This is a genomic window from Paraburkholderia sp. BL21I4N1, from assembly GCF_002973525.1.
Classification (GTDB): domain Bacteria; phylum Pseudomonadota; class Gammaproteobacteria; order Burkholderiales; family Burkholderiaceae; genus Paraburkholderia.
Genome location: NZ_PVEN01000024.1, coordinates 47264 through 64933, shown reverse-complemented (window position 1 = coordinate 64933; position 17670 = coordinate 47264). Strand labels below are relative to the sequence as shown.

18 protein-coding genes and 1 pseudogene are annotated in these 17670 nt (G+C 61.3%); 12 read left to right on the top strand and 7 right to left on the bottom strand.

The window, feature by feature from the left end; genetic code table 11:
- The first annotated feature begins 98 nt into the window (after positions 1 to 98).
- Positions 99 to 743: a glutathione S-transferase family protein gene (locus B0G83_RS34900; RefSeq protein ID WP_105511853.1), complete on the top strand. Its 645-nt coding sequence runs from the start codon at positions 99 to 101 to the stop codon at positions 741 to 743.
- 56 nt (positions 744 to 799) lie between these two features.
- Positions 800 to 2863 carry a pyridoxamine 5'-phosphate oxidase family protein gene (locus B0G83_RS34895; protein ID WP_105511852.1) on the top strand — a complete coding sequence of 688 codons (2064 nt, stop codon included), beginning with the start codon at positions 800 to 802 and terminating at the stop codon, positions 2861 to 2863.
- 128 nt (positions 2864 to 2991) lie between these two features.
- Here B0G83_RS34895 and B0G83_RS34890 read toward each other — a convergent pair whose 3' ends face one another.
- The 4 genes from B0G83_RS34890 to B0G83_RS34875 all read right to left on the bottom strand — a co-directional run bounded on the left by B0G83_RS34890 (position 2992) and on the right by B0G83_RS34875 (position 5619).
- Entirely contained in the window at positions 2992 to 3486 is a 495-nt protein-coding gene (locus B0G83_RS34890) for an Lrp/AsnC family transcriptional regulator (RefSeq protein WP_105511851.1), read from the bottom strand.
- Between the two features lie 44 nt (positions 3487 to 3530).
- The gene (locus B0G83_RS34885; protein WP_105511871.1) at positions 3531 to 4256 is read right to left on the bottom strand and encodes a haloacid dehalogenase type II; all 726 of its coding nucleotides are present in this window, start codon (positions 4254 to 4256) and stop codon (positions 3531 to 3533) included.
- Positions 4257 to 4282: 26 nt separating this feature from the next.
- On the bottom strand, positions 4283 to 5008 hold the full coding sequence (locus tag B0G83_RS34880; protein WP_105511850.1) for a haloacid dehalogenase type II: 726 nt from the start codon (positions 5006 to 5008) through the stop codon (positions 4283 to 4285).
- Positions 5009 to 5148: 140 nt separating this feature from the next.
- On the bottom strand, positions 5149 to 5619 hold the full coding sequence (locus tag B0G83_RS34875) for a hypothetical protein (protein WP_146120341.1): 471 nt from the start codon (positions 5617 to 5619) through the stop codon (positions 5149 to 5151).
- 333 nt (positions 5620 to 5952) lie between these two features.
- Here B0G83_RS34875 and B0G83_RS34870 point away from each other — a divergent pair, with 333 nt between their 5' ends.
- Positions 5953 to 6843: an NAD(P)-dependent oxidoreductase gene (locus B0G83_RS34870; RefSeq protein ID WP_219849062.1), complete on the top strand. Its 891-nt coding sequence runs from the start codon at positions 5953 to 5955 to the stop codon at positions 6841 to 6843.
- 8 nt (positions 6844 to 6851) lie between these two features.
- Here the strand turns inward: B0G83_RS34870 and B0G83_RS34865 are convergent, their stop codons facing one another.
- Positions 6852 to 7466, bottom strand: coding sequence for a 2-hydroxychromene-2-carboxylate isomerase (locus B0G83_RS34865; protein ID WP_105511848.1), 615 nt, complete (start codon positions 7464 to 7466; stop codon positions 6852 to 6854).
- A 319-nt stretch (positions 7467 to 7785) separates the two neighbouring features.
- Here B0G83_RS34865 and B0G83_RS39650 point away from each other — a divergent pair, with 319 nt between their 5' ends.
- Together B0G83_RS39650 and B0G83_RS34855 are read left to right on the top strand one after the other, a co-directional pair.
- Entirely contained in the window at positions 7786 to 8046 is a 261-nt protein-coding gene (locus tag B0G83_RS39650) for a tryptorubin family RiPP precursor (RefSeq protein ID WP_105511847.1), read from the top strand.
- A 42-nt stretch (positions 8047 to 8088) separates the two neighbouring features.
- Positions 8089 to 9204 (top strand): cytochrome P450, encoded by a 1116-nt coding sequence (locus B0G83_RS34855; RefSeq protein ID WP_219849060.1) that lies wholly within the window; start codon positions 8089 to 8091, stop codon positions 9202 to 9204.
- Between the two features lie 127 nt (positions 9205 to 9331).
- Here B0G83_RS34855 and B0G83_RS34850 read toward each other — a convergent pair.
- Positions 9332 to 9604, bottom strand: a pseudogene (locus tag B0G83_RS34850) (ABC transporter substrate-binding protein); the annotation flags it as partial.
- Positions 9605 to 9662: 58 nt separating this feature from the next.
- On the opposite strand from B0G83_RS34850, the gene B0G83_RS34845 reads away from it, so the two are divergent.
- Both B0G83_RS34845 and B0G83_RS39315 read left to right on the top strand, forming a co-directional pair.
- Positions 9663 to 9977, top strand: a complete 315-nt coding sequence (locus B0G83_RS34845; protein WP_105511845.1) for a helicase — start codon at positions 9663 to 9665, stop codon at positions 9975 to 9977.
- A gap of 59 nt (positions 9978 to 10036) precedes the next feature.
- Positions 10037 to 10165: a hypothetical protein gene (locus tag B0G83_RS39315; RefSeq protein WP_258168457.1), complete on the top strand. Its 129-nt coding sequence runs from the start codon at positions 10037 to 10039 to the stop codon at positions 10163 to 10165.
- Between the two features lie 53 nt (positions 10166 to 10218).
- On the opposite strand, the gene B0G83_RS34840 is transcribed toward B0G83_RS39315, so the two are convergent.
- Positions 10219 to 10917, bottom strand: coding sequence for a FadR/GntR family transcriptional regulator (locus B0G83_RS34840; RefSeq protein WP_105511844.1), 699 nt, complete (start codon positions 10915 to 10917; stop codon positions 10219 to 10221).
- A 561-nt stretch (positions 10918 to 11478) separates the two neighbouring features.
- Here B0G83_RS34840 and B0G83_RS34835 point away from each other — a divergent pair.
- The 5 genes from B0G83_RS34835 to B0G83_RS34815 all read left to right on the top strand — a co-directional run bounded on the left by B0G83_RS34835 (position 11479) and on the right by B0G83_RS34815 (position 17365).
- Entirely contained in the window at positions 11479 to 12999 is a 1521-nt protein-coding gene (locus B0G83_RS34835) for a sugar ABC transporter ATP-binding protein (RefSeq protein ID WP_374954968.1), read from the top strand.
- Positions 12996 to 14012, top strand: a complete 1017-nt coding sequence (locus B0G83_RS34830) for an ABC transporter permease (protein ID WP_105511842.1) — start codon at positions 12996 to 12998, stop codon at positions 14010 to 14012. The genes B0G83_RS34835 and B0G83_RS34830 overlap by 4 nt, the downstream gene beginning before the upstream one ends.
- A gap of 82 nt (positions 14013 to 14094) precedes the next feature.
- Entirely contained in the window at positions 14095 to 15039 is a 945-nt protein-coding gene (locus B0G83_RS34825; RefSeq protein ID WP_105511841.1) for an ABC transporter substrate-binding protein, read from the top strand.
- Between the two features lie 128 nt (positions 15040 to 15167).
- Positions 15168 to 16178, top strand: coding sequence for a zinc-binding alcohol dehydrogenase family protein (locus B0G83_RS34820; RefSeq protein WP_105511869.1), 1011 nt, complete (start codon positions 15168 to 15170; stop codon positions 16176 to 16178).
- 44 nt (positions 16179 to 16222) lie between these two features.
- On the top strand, positions 16223 to 17365 hold the full coding sequence (locus B0G83_RS34815; RefSeq protein WP_181157161.1) for a mannitol dehydrogenase family protein: 1143 nt from the start codon (positions 16223 to 16225) through the stop codon (positions 17363 to 17365).
- Positions 17366 to 17670: the final 305 nt, after the last annotated feature.

Sequence of the window (17670 nt, the reverse complement as noted above, 5' to 3'; positions counted from 1 at the left end):
CCCCCTTTCGGAACCGATCGGCACTGACTACGCTTCAGGTCAAGCATCGATTCAGCCTCTTTCGACGCCGCCCATCTCAATTTTTCCGGATCCACATCATGCCTACCGCGCAACCCGCTGCCCCCATTCGCCTTTACACGACGCTGCTGTCGGGTCACGGTCACCGCGTCAGGCAATTTCTCACGATGCTGGGTCTGCCGTTCGAGATCGTCCCGATCGACATGAAGGCCGGCGACAACCGCCGCCCCGAGTTTCTCGCGATCAGCCCGTTCGGCCAGGTGCCGGTGATCGAAGATGGCGAGGTCGTGCTGTTCGATTCGACCGCGATCCTCGTCTATCTGGCCAAGCGCTATGGCGACGCCTCCTGGCTGCCGACCGATCCGCTGGGTGCGGCCGCGGTGCAGCGCTGGTTGTCGCTCGCGTCCGGCCAGATCGCTTATGGCCCGTGCCGCGCGCGGCTCGTGACCGTGTTCGGCGCGCCCTACGATCACGAGACCGCGAAGTCGATCGCGGTGAACCTGTTCGACGTAATCGAAGCGGAATTCGCGCATAAGCGCTTCGCGGCCGGCGACGAACCGACCATCGCCGATATCGCCGCGCACGCTTATATCGCGCATGCGCCGGAAGGCGGCATCTCGCTCGACCCGTATCCGAATCTGCGTGCCTGGCTGCGACGTATCGAGGCGCTGCCGGGTTTCGTCGCGATGCCGGCGAGCAAGGCCGGCTTGCTGGCCGACGCTTGATACGCTGACTAGCCGTCTATTCACACGTTTTTCGCCGCGACGCGCGGAGGCTGTCCATGTCTGACGTCTACATTCCCCTCGCCGATCTCTCTACGCCGGGTTCGCCGTTTCACGCGGGCGAACTGGCGGTGCAGACGCGTGCCGGTGTCGTCGACTTTGCGAACTCGGTCGGCCGTCGCAGCATTCGCACCGAGATGCCGGAACAGCATCAACTGTTTTTCGCGGAACGGCCGTTCATGGTGCTGGGTGGAATCGACGCCGCGGGTCAGCCGTGGGCGACGCTGCGCGTCGGCGCGCCGGGCTTCGTGTCGGCGCTGGACGCGCGCACGCTGCGCATTGCCGGCAGCGCGCTGCCCGGCGATCCGCTGGCAGGCACGTGGCGAGTCGGCGCGATGATCGGTGGGCTCGGCGTGCAACCGGAAACGCGCCGCCGCAATCGTGTGAACGGCGTGATTACGTCGCTCGACGAAAAGGCGATCACGCTGACGGTCAGTCAGAGTTTCGGCAACTGTCCGAAGTACATTCAGAGCCGTACGCCGACCTTTATGACACGCGACGCGGCCGAACCGCTGCTGCCGCCAAGCCGCTCGAGCGCATTGAGCGACGCCGATCGTGTGTTGCTGCGAAACGCCGACACGTTTTTCATTGCGAGCGCCAACGGCGCGGACGATGCCGGTTCGGCGCGCGGCGTGGACGTGTCGCATCGCGGCGGCATGCCGGGTTTCGTGCACCTCGACGCCGCCGGCACGCTGACGGTGCCCGACTTCAGCGGCAACCGTTTTTTCAACACGCTCGGCAACCTGGTGCACGATCCGCGCGCGGGCTTGCTGTTCGTCGATTTCGCGAGCGGCGATCTCGTCTATATCGCGGTCGATGCGGAAATCATCTGGGAAGGCGCGGAACTCGCCGACTTTGCCGGTGCGGAACGGCTGATGCGCTTTCGTGTGCGCGAAGTGCGGCGCACGCCGGGCGTGCTGCCGTTTCGCTGGTCGCCGGTCGAGTACGCGTCGCAATTCGCGTCGATGCGCAGCGAGCCTGCGGCGGTAAAAGCCGAGAATCCTGCGAACGTGTGGCACACCTTCAAGGTCGTCGACGTGCAGGAAGAGACGCCGGCGATTCGCTCGTTCTACCTTCAGGCAGCGGACGGCAGCGTGCTGCCCGCGTTCGAGCCGGGCCAGTATCTGCCGATCCGGATTCCCGTGGCGGGTAGCGATCAGCCGCTGGTGCGTACTTATACGCTGTCCGCCGCGAGCGACGGTGCGAGTTATCGGATTTCGGTCAAGCGCGAGGGCATCGCGTCGACATGGTTGCATGAGCACGCCACGGTCGGCACGCAGGTTCAGGTACGCACGCCGCGCGGCGCGTTTACGTTCGACACGGCGAGTCCGCGGCCGGTGGTATTGCTGTCGGCGGGCATCGGCATTACGCCGATGACGGCGATTCTGCACAGCCTGATCGCGGCACGGTCAAGCCGGCCGGTGTACTTCATGCACGGCGCTCGTACTTCGCGGGACCGGCCTTTCGCCGACGTGTTGCAGCAGATCGCGTCGGCGCATCCGCATGTCGCGGTGCACCTTCTGAACAGCGCGGGCGATGCGTCGGTTGCCGCGCTAGATGGGACACGCGCCGGCCGCGTCGAAATCGACACGGTGAAACGGCTGCTGCCTTTCGACGATTACGACTTCTATCTGTGCGGACCGGCCGCTTTCATGGGCGACCTGTACAACGGCTTACGGGCGTTGAACGTGCCGGACGAACGCATCCGCTTCGAAGCGTTCGGGCCGGCGAGCGTGAAGCGCACGCCGACGGTTTCCGCCGCCTCGGCGCCTGCTGCTTCGACCGTGCCGGCGCACACCGCCGAAGTGATCTTCGCGCGCTCGCAACGCACCGTGCAGTGGTCCGCGCAAAGCGGCACATTGCTGGAATTGGCCGAAGCCAACGGCATACCGGTCGAATCGAGTTGCCGGATCGGCGAATGCGGCACCTGTTCGACACGTCTGCAAAAGGGCCGCGTTGCGTATCAGGGCGAGGTCGCGGCGGATCTCGAGCCGGGTTGCGCGCTGTTGTGTGTGGGCAGGCCGGACGCTGCGGAAACGGGCCCGCTGGTGCTCGATCTTTAGGACATTCGTTGCGCCATTGGGGCGGCATTGGCACGCGCGCAAAGCGTCACCCGATGTGTATCCTGGCTCTGACGCTCAACGGTCGAGGAATCGCGCTATCGCACGTGCCCGGCCTCATGTCTCATCTCTCATGCCTCGTCCGACAGCAACCGTTCAAGCGGTGCGGCATGCTTGACGAACGGCGAACGAATGACGATATAGCTGAAATACTTTTCGATGCCGAGGTTCAGATCCAGCAGCTTCTCGACGACTTCCTGGTAGTGGCCGATGTCGCCCACCAGGAACTTGAGCAGATAGTCGTAGCCGCCGCTGACCAGATGGCATTCGGTGATCTCGTCGATTCCATGCACGTTCGCTTCGAACCGGATGAAGTCTTCACGACGATGGTCCTTCAGCATGACTTCGGTGAAAACGGTCACCGTACTCGTCAATTTCGACAGGTTGATATGCGCGCCGTAGCCCGAGATCACACCTGACGCCTCGAGCCGCTTGACACGCTGAAGACACGGACTCGGCGACAGTCCCACCGCATTCGCCAGATTCGCGTTCGTGATGTTGCCGTTCTTCTGCAGCTCCGCCAGGATCCTGATGTCGATCCTGTCCAGTTTTTGTCGAATGCTCATGTCGTGCTCTCGCGTCGGCTGATGCTGCTGGCTGCGTGATCCGTTCACCCTTTGCTGAGTGCTTCATGGTGCGCTTTCACCAGTTGCGCCATGCTCGTCATCTTGAACTCGGACGCGGGTTCGCCCGTCGTGCGCACGGTCGCGCCAAAGCCGCGCTGTTCGAAGCGGCGGTAGATCCAGCAGGATCGGAGTCCGAGTTCGCTGCATGGTTGAAGATCGTGGAAGTGGCTGTCCGCGACATGCAGCACCTCGTCCTTGCGCACACCGAGCGACGGCAGCAAATCGAGCATGTAGTCGAAATTGCGCCGCGACGGTTTATACGACCCTACGTCTTCGGCGGAGATGACGGCGTCGAAATCGACCTGCAACTTCGCGTTGCTGTGCGCGAAACTCTCGTTGTCGACATTCGACAAGACCACCAGCTTGAAGTACTTCTTCAGGTATTGCAGCGTGCTCGCGGAGTCGGGAAACGCGGGCCATTGTTTCACCGACTGCCCGTAAGCCGCGGCTTCGTGTGCCAAGGGGTGAACGCCCCATTCTTCCGCCAGGCGTCTGAACACAACGGCCAGCAGATCGCTATACGGCATGTCCGGCGTATAGCGCTGCTGCTGCGATTCGTGACGCGCGTGCGCTTCGAGCACGTCGTCGCGCGTCAACGGCTTGTCCGCGCGTTCCACCAACGGCGTGAGCGCGGTCGTGATGCCGCGCTCCCAGTCGATCAGCGTGCCGTAGCAATCGAAGGTAAGCGCCTTGAAGTCCGTGAGTCGCATCGCAGCCTCCTCAAGAGTGGTTGCCATTACTTCTGCAGCAAAGCGTCCTGATGCGCCTTGACCAGATCGGCCATGCTGTCGAAACGGAAGTCCACCTTCGGCTGCAAGCCCGGGTTCATGGTGGCGCCAAACCCTTCTTGCCCGTGACGGCGATAAATCCAGCACGACGCGAGACCGAATCCGTTCGCCGGCTTGTGATCGTGGAACAGGCTTTCGGCCGTGTGCAGAATCTTGTCTTTCGCGATGCCGCGCTCGCCGAGCTTCTCCAGCATGTAATCGAAATTGCGCGGCGACGGCTTGTACGAACCCACGTCTTCGGCGGTGAAGATCGCGTCGAACTCAACCTGCAACTTTGCGTTGCTATGCGCGAAGCTCTCGTTGTCCACATTCGACAGAATCACGAGCTTGTAGTACTTCTTCAGATACTGCAACGCAGCAGCCGAATCGTCGAACGCCGGCCAGTTTTGCACCGACTGGCCATACGCGACGCAATCGGCGAGCGTGAACGGCACCTGCCATTCCTCGGCGAGCCGTTTGTAGACGATCGGCAGCAGGTCCCGATAGCGTCGGGCCGGCGTGTACTTCTGTTGCGACGATTCATGCCGCGCGTGGGCCTCCAGCACCTGATCGCGCGTCAGCGGTTGCTCGACGCGTTCCAGAAGCGGCCGCAGCCCCTCGAAAATGCCGGTTTCCCAATCGATCAACGTTCCGTAACAGTCGAACGTCAGCGTATTGAAGTCGGTGAGATTCATGCCAGGTCCTCTTTTGGGTTCACAGAATGAACTCACAGTGTATTGACTCGTGGCAGCAGGGGTAGCCGAAGTAAAGGGCTCCAGCGGCAGCTGGTTTCGCGCGCGAGCAGCCGGACAGCAGATTCTGCTGTCCGTTGAGCTTATTTGAACGGCGCCTTTTCCGGCTCGGCCGCGTATTTGTCGCGGATCGCGTTCACGCAGGTGGTGAAGCGCGTGCGAAAACCAACGGGATCGACGCTCGGCGGGCGGAGCCCGTCGGAGGTCACGGTCCAGCCGTCGGCAGTACGGGTGGCGTCGAGATCGAACGACTCGCCCGGCTCGTCTTCGAGAATCACCGTCTCCCGCACGTCCCGGCCTTCCGCGCGAATGATGGCCTGGCACGCCTGGCGCAGCCGGCCGGTGGCATGCGTATTGCCGAGGCCCGGGGCCATATTCTCAGGCACGGCGCCATACATTCGAATTGACTGGAATGGAGCCGGCGTGCCGGCGGTCACGAAGGCGATGTCGGTATCCGACATGCCGTCGCTGCAAGCGGTGAGCCCGCCAGCCATCGCAGCCAGCGTGAAGCAGGCGAGCGCGTGCCGGGAACTCGGGAGGATGGGGCGTAGCATGGTCGGTCCAGATACTCGCGGTATGTTGTTGTCGGTGTCTTGCAGTGGCCGGAACCCCGGAACAACCTCTGCGAGAACATCTCGATCTCGCCCGGTCCAATGCGGCAGTAAGGATAGCCGATAGCGATGTCATCGATCTAGCTATCCACATCAAACGAATGCGAAGCGACGGCGATAGTGCCGTCCGCGGCAGAACTTGCATGCAGACAATGAGGTGAGCGCGACTCACCTGTCGTCAAAATTTTCTCCTTTGTCGCGGCGTGCGGAAACTGACATCATCGTTCGGATAAGCGCCGCGTGATCTCGCACGCCGAACCCGGTTGCGGACCGGCCATGGAGATGAGCATGGATCTGGGTTTTATCGGTATCGGTGTCATGGGGCAGCCGATGGCGCTCAATCTGATCCGGGCGGGCACGCCGCTCACCGTCTGGAATCGGTCGCCCGACAGCATCGAACCGCTGCGCGCCTTGGGCGCAACGGTGGCGGCGAGCCCTGCCGACGTGTTCAGGCGAACGTCGGTCGTCATTCTGATGCTCGCGCACGGCGACGCCATCGACTCGGTACTTGGCCGCGGCACACCGGAATTCGAGGCCAACGTCGCTGAGCACACCATTTTGCATATGGGAACGACCTCGCCCGAGTACTCGCGCGCGCTCGAAGCCGACATTCGCGCCGCCGGCGGCTTCTATGTCGAAGCACCGGTCTCCGGTTCGAGAAAACCTGCGGAAGCGGGAGAACTCGTGGCGATGCTGGCCGGCGATACCAGCGCGATCGAAGCAGTCCGCGCGCTGCTTAAACCCGTCTGTCGCGAGACCTTTGTCTGTGGACCCGTGCCGAATGCCTTGCTGATGAAGCTGGCGGTCAATATCTTTCTGATTACCTCCATGACCGGGCTCGCCGAGGCGGCTCACTTTGCCGATCATCATGGTCTGGATATGCAGCAATTCCGCGCGGTGGTCGATGCGGGGCAGATGGCCAGCAGCATCTCCCGTGTCAAATCGCTCAAGCTGGTGGCTCGCGACTTCGCGGTTCAAGCGTCGATCACCGACGTTCTGAAGAACAATCGGCTGATTGCCGAAGCCGCGAGAGCAGCCAACGTGGCATCGCCATTACTCGACGTGTGCTATTCGCTGTTCGCCGAAACCCATGCATTGGGATACGACAAGGACGACATGATCGCGGTGGTCCGAGCGCTTGAAGCGCGTACTGATTCGCAAAAGTGAGCGTGCCGTCATCGAGCGGCTAGCGCTATCGCGTCTTCTAAACGATCGTTGCCCCAGAACATTTCTTCACCGACAAAGAACGTAGGCGCGCCGAAAATACCGCGGCGTACCGCCTCGTTCGTTTGTGCGCGCATATCGCGCTTGTTTTGATCGGATAGCGCAGCGGCGACGATCTCTTCCGCCGGCAAATCAAGCTCGCTCAGTGCTCGTGCGACCACGTCCGGATCGTCGATGTTCCTGTCATCGACGAAGTTCATCTGCATCATCCGTTTGCAGAACGCCCCGCTCCAATGCTGCCGCGCACCAACCAGCGCAACGCGCAGAGGAAGAAGTGCCCGGCGGGGAAATTCGCTGGGCTGAGTCCAGGGCAGGCCGTATTTCTCGCACTGACGAGTCATATCGCGCCATACGTAAGCCCCCTTTTCCTTCTGCAACACGAACGGCGAGCTTTCCCAACCGAACGACTTGAAGATCGCGCCCAGCAGAAAAGGACGCCATTCGATAGCGACGTCACTTTGCTGCGCCAACGCTTCGATCCGCATCATGCTCAGGTAGCTGTACGTGCTGCCGAAATCGAACCAGAACTGCATGGAAGAGCGCGTTTTGAGATCGGGGCTTGTCATGGGTTCTCCGAAACCGGCCGCTTGGCGACGAGGCACTGCGCCTCGCGACTTTCCGCACCCCATTCTACAAGCGCCACGACTCCGCCGCGGCGAATCGGGTCGAGCGAAAAGGCCGCGAACAAGCTGGTCGGAATTGCTCGCTCTCTTTCCAATGTTTTACTAACAAGCATGTCGGCTATGTTGAATGATGTCTCACATGCACCGTACGCATTCATCACGGCGGAGCTACGGCGAAACGCGGGCAATCACAGGGCTTCCCATTTCGTGACATTCCTTAGCACAGATGCCTGCGTGTTAACGGCTCTCTATTCAACACCCTATGCTTATAGATAGGTTGGCAATGCCCGGCATTGATTCGCACGAAAAGTACTTTAATATCGGCACATACATATTTCAATATGTATGTGCCGCATGCAGTTGGGACTTTATTCCTTACGCATGCTCCCACTCTCACATGCCGTCTCATCAAGACGGTTCATCGATAACGAAAGGGCGTCTTATGAAAATTCTTTTCTCGCTGAAAGACAAGCTCACGTTCAAGAAGAGCCTCAAGGCTTACGCCTGGTACATCTGGTATTAATGATTTGAGCCGTCGTCTTTTGTGTTTGAAGAGAGATAACTGATGAACCGAACCGCGTCCAGTGAAGCTAATCAATGCACCGGGCGTGGTTCTCTGCCTATGCACCCGCTCGCCCCGTTGGCCACCACCGGCCGGCAAACGCGGTCGACCGTGTTTGCGCCCAGGCTTCACGCGCTAATACACGATCATCTCGGCGAGGAGTTATTCCGGCTGGATTCCAATACCATCGGCGTTGCCGGAGCCGATATGAGTCATAGAATTCTCAGCGCAAGGCCAGCCACTGAAAGCGAGCGCCCGACATTCAAGCCGCTGCAGGGCCGGTCGATTGTGCGTGCGCAGGCCTTGCAGCAGATGCAGGCGATCGGCCGCGACGTCCGCGCAGCCCTGAAACGTCCCATTCGCGCGAACATTGACTTTTCCGGCCCTTGGCCGCATGTCGGGCATCTGTTTCTGCGCGACATGCTGCTCGGCGACGATCCGCATCGCCTGCGCTTTCTGATGAATCGCATATTGGAGCTGACGCCCATGCTCACCTGGGCCACTATCGCCATGGGCGCGGCACGCCCTTTGAAATTGCGAGAAGGCGCCTCCTTCCTCGCCGCTCTTTCTGCCGCCGCTCCAAGCTATGATGAACGCCGTTATGCGATGGGCCTGTACCGGCGGACCGCCGCCCCGATCTGTTTCACCATTTCCACGTTGGTCGCCAACGCGCTTTGGCTGGGCTCGCCATTCGACGATCACACGTCCAATCGTAATATCCTGTGCGAAGCACTGCGGCTGCTGCCACCGTCGTGGAACATCCTGCGCAATGCGTCGCCCGAGTACTCTGTGCTCGACGACCGGATCAAGCCGGGCGACGACATCCTGCTGCTGCCGTTGCTGAGTCATCGCGATCCCGGACTTTGGGATGAGCCCAATGCTTTCCGGCCCGAACGCTGGGACCAGCTTGACCCTGACGACCACCCAGGCTATTTTCCCTTTGGCCACGTCTCCGAGCGTTGCTGGGGGAGGCATATGGTGATGCCGTTGGCCGAAGCGATGCTCGACATCGTGCGTGACAGCAACCTGGTGGTAGATCCACATCAGCGCAAGGCGGATGTCCGTCTCACTGGGCTATTGGGCGTCTCGCAGGTGAGCCTGGTTCGCAAGCAAGGGTAACCAGATAAATGATGCGATGAAGATGGCGACATCGCTTTGCCACGGTCACCGCTTCCCTGCGGGCATTATCCGTTGCGCCGTATATCAAGTTTCTCCGAGTTGCGAGCGAACATAGCGGCTAGCAACGCGACTTCGCGATCGACGGATGTTCAGCCAGCACCGAATCCTTCACCACGATCGTGCCGTGCATCGGATAAATCCTCGACACCATCATTTCCGCGAGCGAGCTACCTTGCGGTGCGTAGATCACGTTTTCCGGCAACGTGCGTTGCGTGACGTGTTCTTCGTCATCGACCACCCAGGTCACCTTCGACAAATCCAGACCGAACTCATCGATCAGCACCTGAAGATTCCACACGCCGGTCGTGACCGAATACGCGCGTACGCCGACCTTCTTACCTTACCGTGGCATCGAATTGCCCACTGCTAGAATAACGGTCTTTTCTTAGGAGCAGCACATGTCCTGGTTCATCTATGAAGTGCCCGAGTACCACGAAGACGGGGCGCGTATCGAACCGTTCAGCGACCTGCGTAGCCGCGTCCTCAAAGTAAGCGGGCAGGCAATGGTCGACGAATTGGAGAGCGTCCGCGCGAACGCCGCGACGACAGCGGACACGCCCGCACACCCCTTGCGCGCAGCGGAAAATCCGCTTGTCTTTCCCATCCCCTACGCCGACTCAATGATCCTGGTGGGGTTTATCTTCGAACTGAAGCGCGAACTCCGACAGCTCGTGGTGTCGCCGGTGGAAATGCCCTGGTTGAAAGACGCTTGAATAGCGTTTGAAAGTGGCCCGGCCAAGGCAGCCGCTCGACCTCCGTGGGCAGCTTGGCCATGATGCGCTTCCTGCACCCAGTCACCTATCAGGGCGTACCGGCTGAACTGCTGCCCGACGCCCTTAAATGCATCAACCCGCTGGCGCTGAACGGGCGAGCCGACGGCAAGCTCCAACGGGTCAGGTAGTCCCGCTGGCGTTCCAGTGGAAGCGCCAGACATTCAACGCGCCCGCAGCCACCTCAACCTCCCTCGATCCAACGCGTGCCCGACGCCTTCAGATGGTTGCGAATCGCCGACTGCGCGGCTAACGGATCCCGCTCCTCCAGCGCGCGATAGATCGCCTCGTGTTCAGCCAGCGCCGCCGCCCACGTCTGGCTCGTCTCCGCATGTCCGCTCAGGCGCGCGGAGATCGGACTATGCCGCTCGTCGAAGAGCTCTGCCACCATCCGCACGAGCACCGAGTTGCCGCTCATCTCCGCAATGCACACATGGAACGCCCGATCGTGGGCGAGCGGCGAGCGGCCCTCGTCAACATTGGCCCGCATCGCGTCGAGGGTGTCGCGCAAGCGGGTCAAACTGTCAGGTGTAGTCAGCGCCGTCGCCAGTACGATGACCGCACCTTCGAGCACCGCGCGCGCCTGCATCAGTTCAGATGGGCTTTCACCCAGTCCGGTAATCGCGCTGGCCTGGCGATCGGCCGCGCGACACACGTAAACGCCCGAGCCCTGACGAATCTCGACCAGACCGGAAATCTCAAGCGCGATCAAGGCCTCCCGCAACGATGGACGCGATACGCCCAACTGCTGCGCGAGATCGCGCTCAGGCGGCAAGCGCGAGCCGGCCGCAAAACCGCCCGACTGGATCAGCGAGCGGATCTGGTCGGCAATGTGTTGATAGAGACGCTTGCTCTCGACCTGTTTGAGTTGCGTGCCGGTCAAATGTCGCCTCCGCGGGTGTGTGTTGTGTAGGGCGTCAGCCTACAAATTTTCATCATAATTTGGTAAGGCCAATTAGCTGTCAAGTTGAGGCTTTCGACAAGCAGATTATAGGTCACTCCAGCGCAGCGATTCAAAATTGCCTACTTTCTAGCCAAAAAAAGGATTTCGCTACTGGTAAGCCCAGAGCGCATCCCTAGGTCAAATCGATTGCATCAAAAAGTGGCTTGACCAATTCTGTGTGCGTATCTATGATCCATTGCATGCCGCCCCGTCGCTTGCGCATCGATTACAGCTTATACGCCAAGACCTGAAAAGCGCACCCGCCGCAATCCGCGGAGTGACGCACTGGAGACAGACTTGCTGAAATTATCTAGCCAGCCCGTTGCGCACCGCGCCATCCTGGCACGGGCGGAGTCGGGTCATGCCGATCGTCACGCAGAACGTTTCGAATCCGGACCGGACGAGTGCGGGACATTCCGAGCCGCGCCCTCAAGCAGCACGGCGAGCGGGCCGTTCGTGGACGCCACACCCGACGCTTGGCGCTCTCACGGCGAGGCCGAATTGCTCCGACTGAGCCACGTCACCAAGCGATTTCCCGGCGTACTCGCGCTCGACGGCGTCAGCTTCGATCTGCGCCGGGGAGAGGTCCACGCCGTTTGCGGCGAGAATGGCGCGGGCAAGTCGACGCTGATGAAAATCATCAGCGGCCAATACCCCCCCGACGAGGGCACCCTCCTCTATAAAGGCAGCGAGTGCCACTTCACGTCGTCGCTCGACGCCCAGGCAGCAGGCATCGCCATCATTCACCAGGAGCTGAACCTGGTACCTCATCTCTCGGTGGCCGAGAACATCTTTCTGGCGCGCGAACCCCGTCGGGGGATCTTCCTGGATCGCGCGCGACTGCGGGCCGATGCGCAACGCTGCCTCGATCGGCTCGGCGTCGACATCGCACCGGGAACGCTGGTGCGTACGCTGTCCGTGGCGCAACGGCAGATGGTGGAAATCGCCAAGGCGCTCTCGCTCGACGCCGAAGTCTTGATTATGGACGAACCGACTTCTTCGCTTACGGAGTCGGAAACGACGCAACTCTTCAGGATCATTCACGAACTGAAGCGCGCCGGTGTCGGCGTGATCTATATCTCGCACCGGCTCGATGAAATGACCGGCATCGTCGATCGCGTCACCGTGATGCGCGACGGAAAATACGTCTCGACCGACACGTTTCGCGAAACCTCGATCAATCAGATCGTCGCGCGTATGGTCGGACGCTCGCTCGAAGACAAGTTTCCGCCGCGCACCTCGGTACCGACCGATGAGGTGCTGCTGTCGGTCGACCAACTGTCGCGCAAGAACGTCTTCGGACCACTCAGTTTCGCGCTACGGCGCGGCGAAATTCTGGGTTTCGCGGGCTTGATGGGTGCCGGCCGCACCGAGGTCGCCCGCGCGATCTTCGGCGCCGATGCACTCGATGGCGGCACGGTGCGTCTCGGCGCCGATACCCTCGCGATCCGCTCGCCGATCGACGCAATCCGTCATGGCATTGCGTATCTGTCCGAAGACCGTAAAGCCAACGGCCTGTCCGTCAATATGCCGGTCGCTAGCAACATCACGCTTGCGCACATGGATGCGGTATCGAACCGCTTCGGCTTCATCCGCTTCGCGGAGGAGGCCGCGGTAGCGCAACGCTACATCGACCAGTTGGGCATCCGCACCCCGGGCGTCAGACAGATCGCCCGCAACCTCTCGGGCGGCAATCAGCAGAAGGTCGTGATCAGCAAGTGGCTGTTTCGCGATTCGCGCGTGCTGTTCTTCGACGAACCCACGCGCGGGATCGACGTCGGCGCCAAATACGCGATTTACGAATTGCTCGACAGGCTCGCCGCACAGGGTATTGGCGTCGTGATGATCAGCTCGGAACTGCCCGAGATACTCGGTATGACCGACCGGGTTGCCGTCTTCCATGAAGGCGAACTCGTGACCCTTCTCGACACCCGCCAAACCAGCCAGGAAGAAATCATGCACTACGCCTCGGGCCGCATGGTCGAGCGAATGACGTCAGGCCAATCGGGAGGCGCTCAATGAGCACGGTCACGCGCCCCGCACCTTCGCTCGCCAACGAACGGCGCAAGGATCTGATCCAGAAGTTCGCCGCGTTCGGCAGCCTGATCGTCATGATCGTCGTGTTCTCCTCCACCAGCGAGGCGTTCCATACGGTCGACAACGCCATGACCGTCGCGTTGCAGGTAACTTCGATCGCCTATCTCGGCGTTGCCGCGACCTGCGTGATCATTACCGGCGGCATCGATCTCTCGGTCGGTTCGGTCCTCGCACTCTCGGGCGTGGTTGCAGCGCTCGCGGTCAAGGCGGGCCTACCTGTCACGCTCGGCATGCTGCTCGGCATCGTCGTCGGCGCGCTGTGCGGCGTGGTCAACGGCTTGTGTGTGACGCGCATGCGCCTGCCGCCGTTCATCGCCACGCTCGGCATGATGCTGGTGGCGCGCGGTCTAGCCCTGCAAATCACGGGCGCGCGTCCGGTGTCGGGACTCGGTGAAACGTTCGGCGTGCTCGGCAACGGCTCACTGTTCCGGATCGAGACGATCGGTGCGGACGGCTTCCCGAATGTGACTTTTCCCGGCATCCCCTACCCGGTTCTGCTGATGGTCGTGATCGCCGTCGCGGTATCGGTCATGCTGAGCCGCACGACGCTCGGCCGTCATATCTATGCCGTCGGCTCGAATGCGGAGGCCGCGCGGCTTTCCGGCGTCAACGTCGCGCGCGTGACGATGTTCACGTACGTGTTGTCCGGCGCGCTCGCCGGCGTCACCGGCTGCGTGCTGATGTCGCGCTTGCTGACCGCGCAGCCGAACGAAGGCGTGATGTACGAACTCGATGCAATCGCGAGCGCCGTGATCGGAGGCACCTCGCTAATGGGCGGTGTCGGCACGATTTCCGGCACCGCCATCGGTGCCTTCGTGATCGGCATTCTGCGCAACGGTCTGAACATGAATGGAGTGTCCAGCTTCATTCAGCAAATCATCATCGGCCTGGTCATTCTGGGTACTGTCTGGATCGACCAGCTTCGCAATCGCCGGTGACATCCATCGGCACGACGGACGACAGGTTCCGTTGCGCCGAGACGTCCATGTACGACAACAACTTCTCCTCAGGAGTAGAGACATGCGCACATTCCAATTGAGCCTGCTGGCCGCAACGCTTGCGCTGGCAACCGGACTCGCCCACGCCGCCGGCGGCGAAATCGCGGTCATCGTCAAAACCTCGAGTTCCAACTACTGGCAAAACGTCCAGAAAGGCGCCGCCGCTGCGATCGGCGACGCCAAGGGCTACACGATGACCTTCCAGGGTCCCGCGACCGAGACGGCGATCGCCGACGAAGTCAACATGGTCGAAAACGCGGTGAACCGCAAGGTCGCCGGCATCGTGCTGGCGCCGTCCGATCCCGATGCCCTGGTGCCTGCCGTCAAGAAAGCTTGGGAAGCACACATTCCCGTCGTGATCATCGACTCGGCATTGGCCGATTCCGGCAAGCAGTATTACCAGTCGTTCCTCTCGACCGATAACAAGAAAGCCGGCGAGTTGTGCGCGAAAGCGTTGATCGATCGCGTCGGCCAGACCGGCAAGATTGCCATCATGTCGTACGTCGCGGGCGCGGGCTCGGAGATCGGTCGGGTCGGCGGCTTTCGCGATTACCTGAAGGCGCACTCCCAGCTACAGGTGGTCGGGCCGTTCTACTCGAACTCGCAGATGGCGACCGCGCTGAACCAGACCACCGATACGCTCACCGCCAATCCTGATCTCAAAGGCATCTTCGGCGCGAATGAACCGACCGCGGTCGGCATGGGCCGCGCGCTTGAACAATCGGGCAAGGCCGGCAAGGTGATCGCAATCGGCTTCGACGGCAACCAGGATCTGCAAGGCTTCGTCAAGGACGGCACGCTCGCGGCGACCGCCGTGCAGGGCTCTTACCAGATGGGCGATCTCGGCGTGAAAACGGTGATCAGCCTGATCGAGAAAAAACCGGTGCCGAAGGACCGCGACACCGGCGTGGTGATCGTGACGAAAGACAATATCGACCAGCCGGTTGCGAAGAACGTGCTGTATTGATGCAGTCGGGGAGCCGCAGAGTTGTCGAGGTGATCGACGCGAACTGCGTGTTACCCGGCCTCGCTGATTCGGCACGACTGACATGCCACAATGTGCCGCCCGGCAACGGCGGCCAGACAAGGATTGCCATGCTTACGGTGATATGCGAGACGCCCGGCACGCTGAGCGCCCACGAACGAACCAAACCCGTGCCCCGGGACAACGAGGTACTGCTGCGCGTAAAGCGCGTCGGCGTGTGCGGGACCGACCTGCATATCTTTACCGGCAATCAGCCCTATCTGGCTTATCCGCGCGTGATGGGGCACGAGCTGTCGGGTCTCGTCGAGCAGGCACCGCTGAGCAGTGGCCTCGTCGCAGGCGATCCGGTCTATGTGATGCCCTATCTGTCGTGTGGGCAATGCATTGCCTGCCGACGCGGCAAGACCAACTGCTGCGCGCATATCCAGGTGCTCGGCGTCCATCGCGACGGCGCGTTCACCGAATATCTCAGCGTACCCGCGCAGTTTGTCCACAAGGCCGAGGGCATCACTCTCGATCAGGCGGCCATGGTCGAATTCCTGGCGATCGGCGCGCACGCGGTCCGGCGTGCCGACGTGAAGGCAGGCGAGCGCATTCTCGTGGTAGGCGCCGGACCGATCGGGATGGCGGCGCTGACCTTTGCCAGGCTGCGCGGCGCAACGGTCACTGCGCTCGACACGCGTGCCGACCGGCTCGACTTTTGTGCGAAGCAACTCGGCGTCGCGGCGACCGTGCAGATCGGGGAAAACGACAAGGCACAACTGTCGGCGCTGACCGATGGCGAATTCTTCGATGTCGTATTCGACGCCACGGGAAATTCGAAGGCGATGGAGCGCGGCTTCGAGTTCATTGCGCACGGCGGCCGCTACGTGCTGGTGTCGATCGTGTCGGACACCATCGCATTCTCCGACCCCGAGTTTCATAAGCGCGAAGCCACCCTCCTCGGCAGCCGCAACGCAACCGCCGAGGACTTCGAGACGGTCGTCGAAGCGCTGCGTGCCGGTCGGATACCGGACCAGGCACTCAACACCCACCGCCTCGCGCTCGCCGACGTGCCTTCCCGCTTCGCGGACTTGCTCGACCCGGCGGGCGGCGTCGTGAAAGCCATCGTCGAATGTTGAGCATGGTCGCAGTCGATAGCGGCACCTGCATGCCGTCCGAACCGTTGATCCAGCCGATCCTGCAGTTCGGCACTAGCCGTTTTTTGCAGGCGCATGTCGATCTGTTCGTCTCGCAGGCGCTCGAATCGAACGAAGCGGTCGGCGGCATTACGGTCGTGCAAACCACTGAGAGCGCGCAGAGCGCCGGGCGCATCGTCGCGCTCGCCAGCCGACGCGTGTATCCCGTGCAAATACGTGGACTAAGTCGCGGCAAAGTGGTGAACGAGACACTCTGCGGGCGCGCCATCCGTCAGGCTGCGCACGCGCGAACCGACTGGGCGCGGATTCGCGAGACAGTGTGCGGCCCGGTGCGGATCATCGTGTCCAACACGGGAGACCGCGGCTACGAACTCGACGAACGCGACGACGCCGGCCTGACAACTACTCCGGCGGTAGTGCCAAACAGTTTTCCCGCCAAGCTACTAGTGCTGTTGTACGCACGTTGGCAGAGCCAACCCGATGCTCCGCTATCCCTCTTTCCCTGCGAACTGATAGAAAAGAACGGCGACGTACTCCGCGGCGTCGTAATCCGACTCGCATTGCAATGGGGTTTGCCTCACGATTTCGTTCGGTATCTGGCTGAACACTGCGTGTGGGGCAATTCGCTGGTCGACCGGATCGTGTCCGGGTCGATCAACCCGATTGGCGCGGTGGCGGAGCCCTACGCACTATGGGCCATCGAACGGCAGCCGCGATTGCAGGTGCCTTGCGTTCACGCGTCGATCATCGTCACCGACGACCTGAAACATTTCGAGCAGCTCAAACTGTTTTTTCTGAACCTCGGCCACACGTTTCTCGCGGAACGCTGGCTGCGCGATGGCCGCCCGCACGACGAGACTGTCTGCACAGCAATGAACGATCAGGCCTTAAGGGGCGAACTCGAAGCCCTCTGGATAGATGAAGTCATGCCTGTTTTCGACACGCTCGGAAAACGCAGCGACGCGCTTGCCTATCTGGACGAGGTGCGAGACCGTTTCATGAATCCGTTTCTCGAACACAGGATTGCCGATATTGCACAGAATCATGCACAGAAAAAGCAGCGACGCATTGTGCCCTTGCTGGAACTCGCCGCTTCGCTTACGTCGCAAGCGGGTAGCGCGATCCAGCAAACGCGACTAAGGGCACTCACGAACCACGCTGATTCGTAAAGCTCGGCAACCTCCGGCGTGGTCGTCGGACTTAGCCCAGCATCGCAAGTGCGCCCGCCAGAACAGCATCCGGCCCGGCAGCGATGAAAACGGGGCTCGGCACATGACCGTGAGAAACAGTTTTTCTATTACCGTTGACTCAGCGTGAACGTGACGTCGGGAATTCTCCAACGCTGATGTTTCGTCGTCGATCAGTTGCCGATACAGCGACTGAATTGCCGACGCATCGTGCCTGAAGCTAGCCGAACGGCGCTGTCAAGTTGCTGATGCGATGACGAGACGGTGGCAAGGGCCGCAGTGTTTCA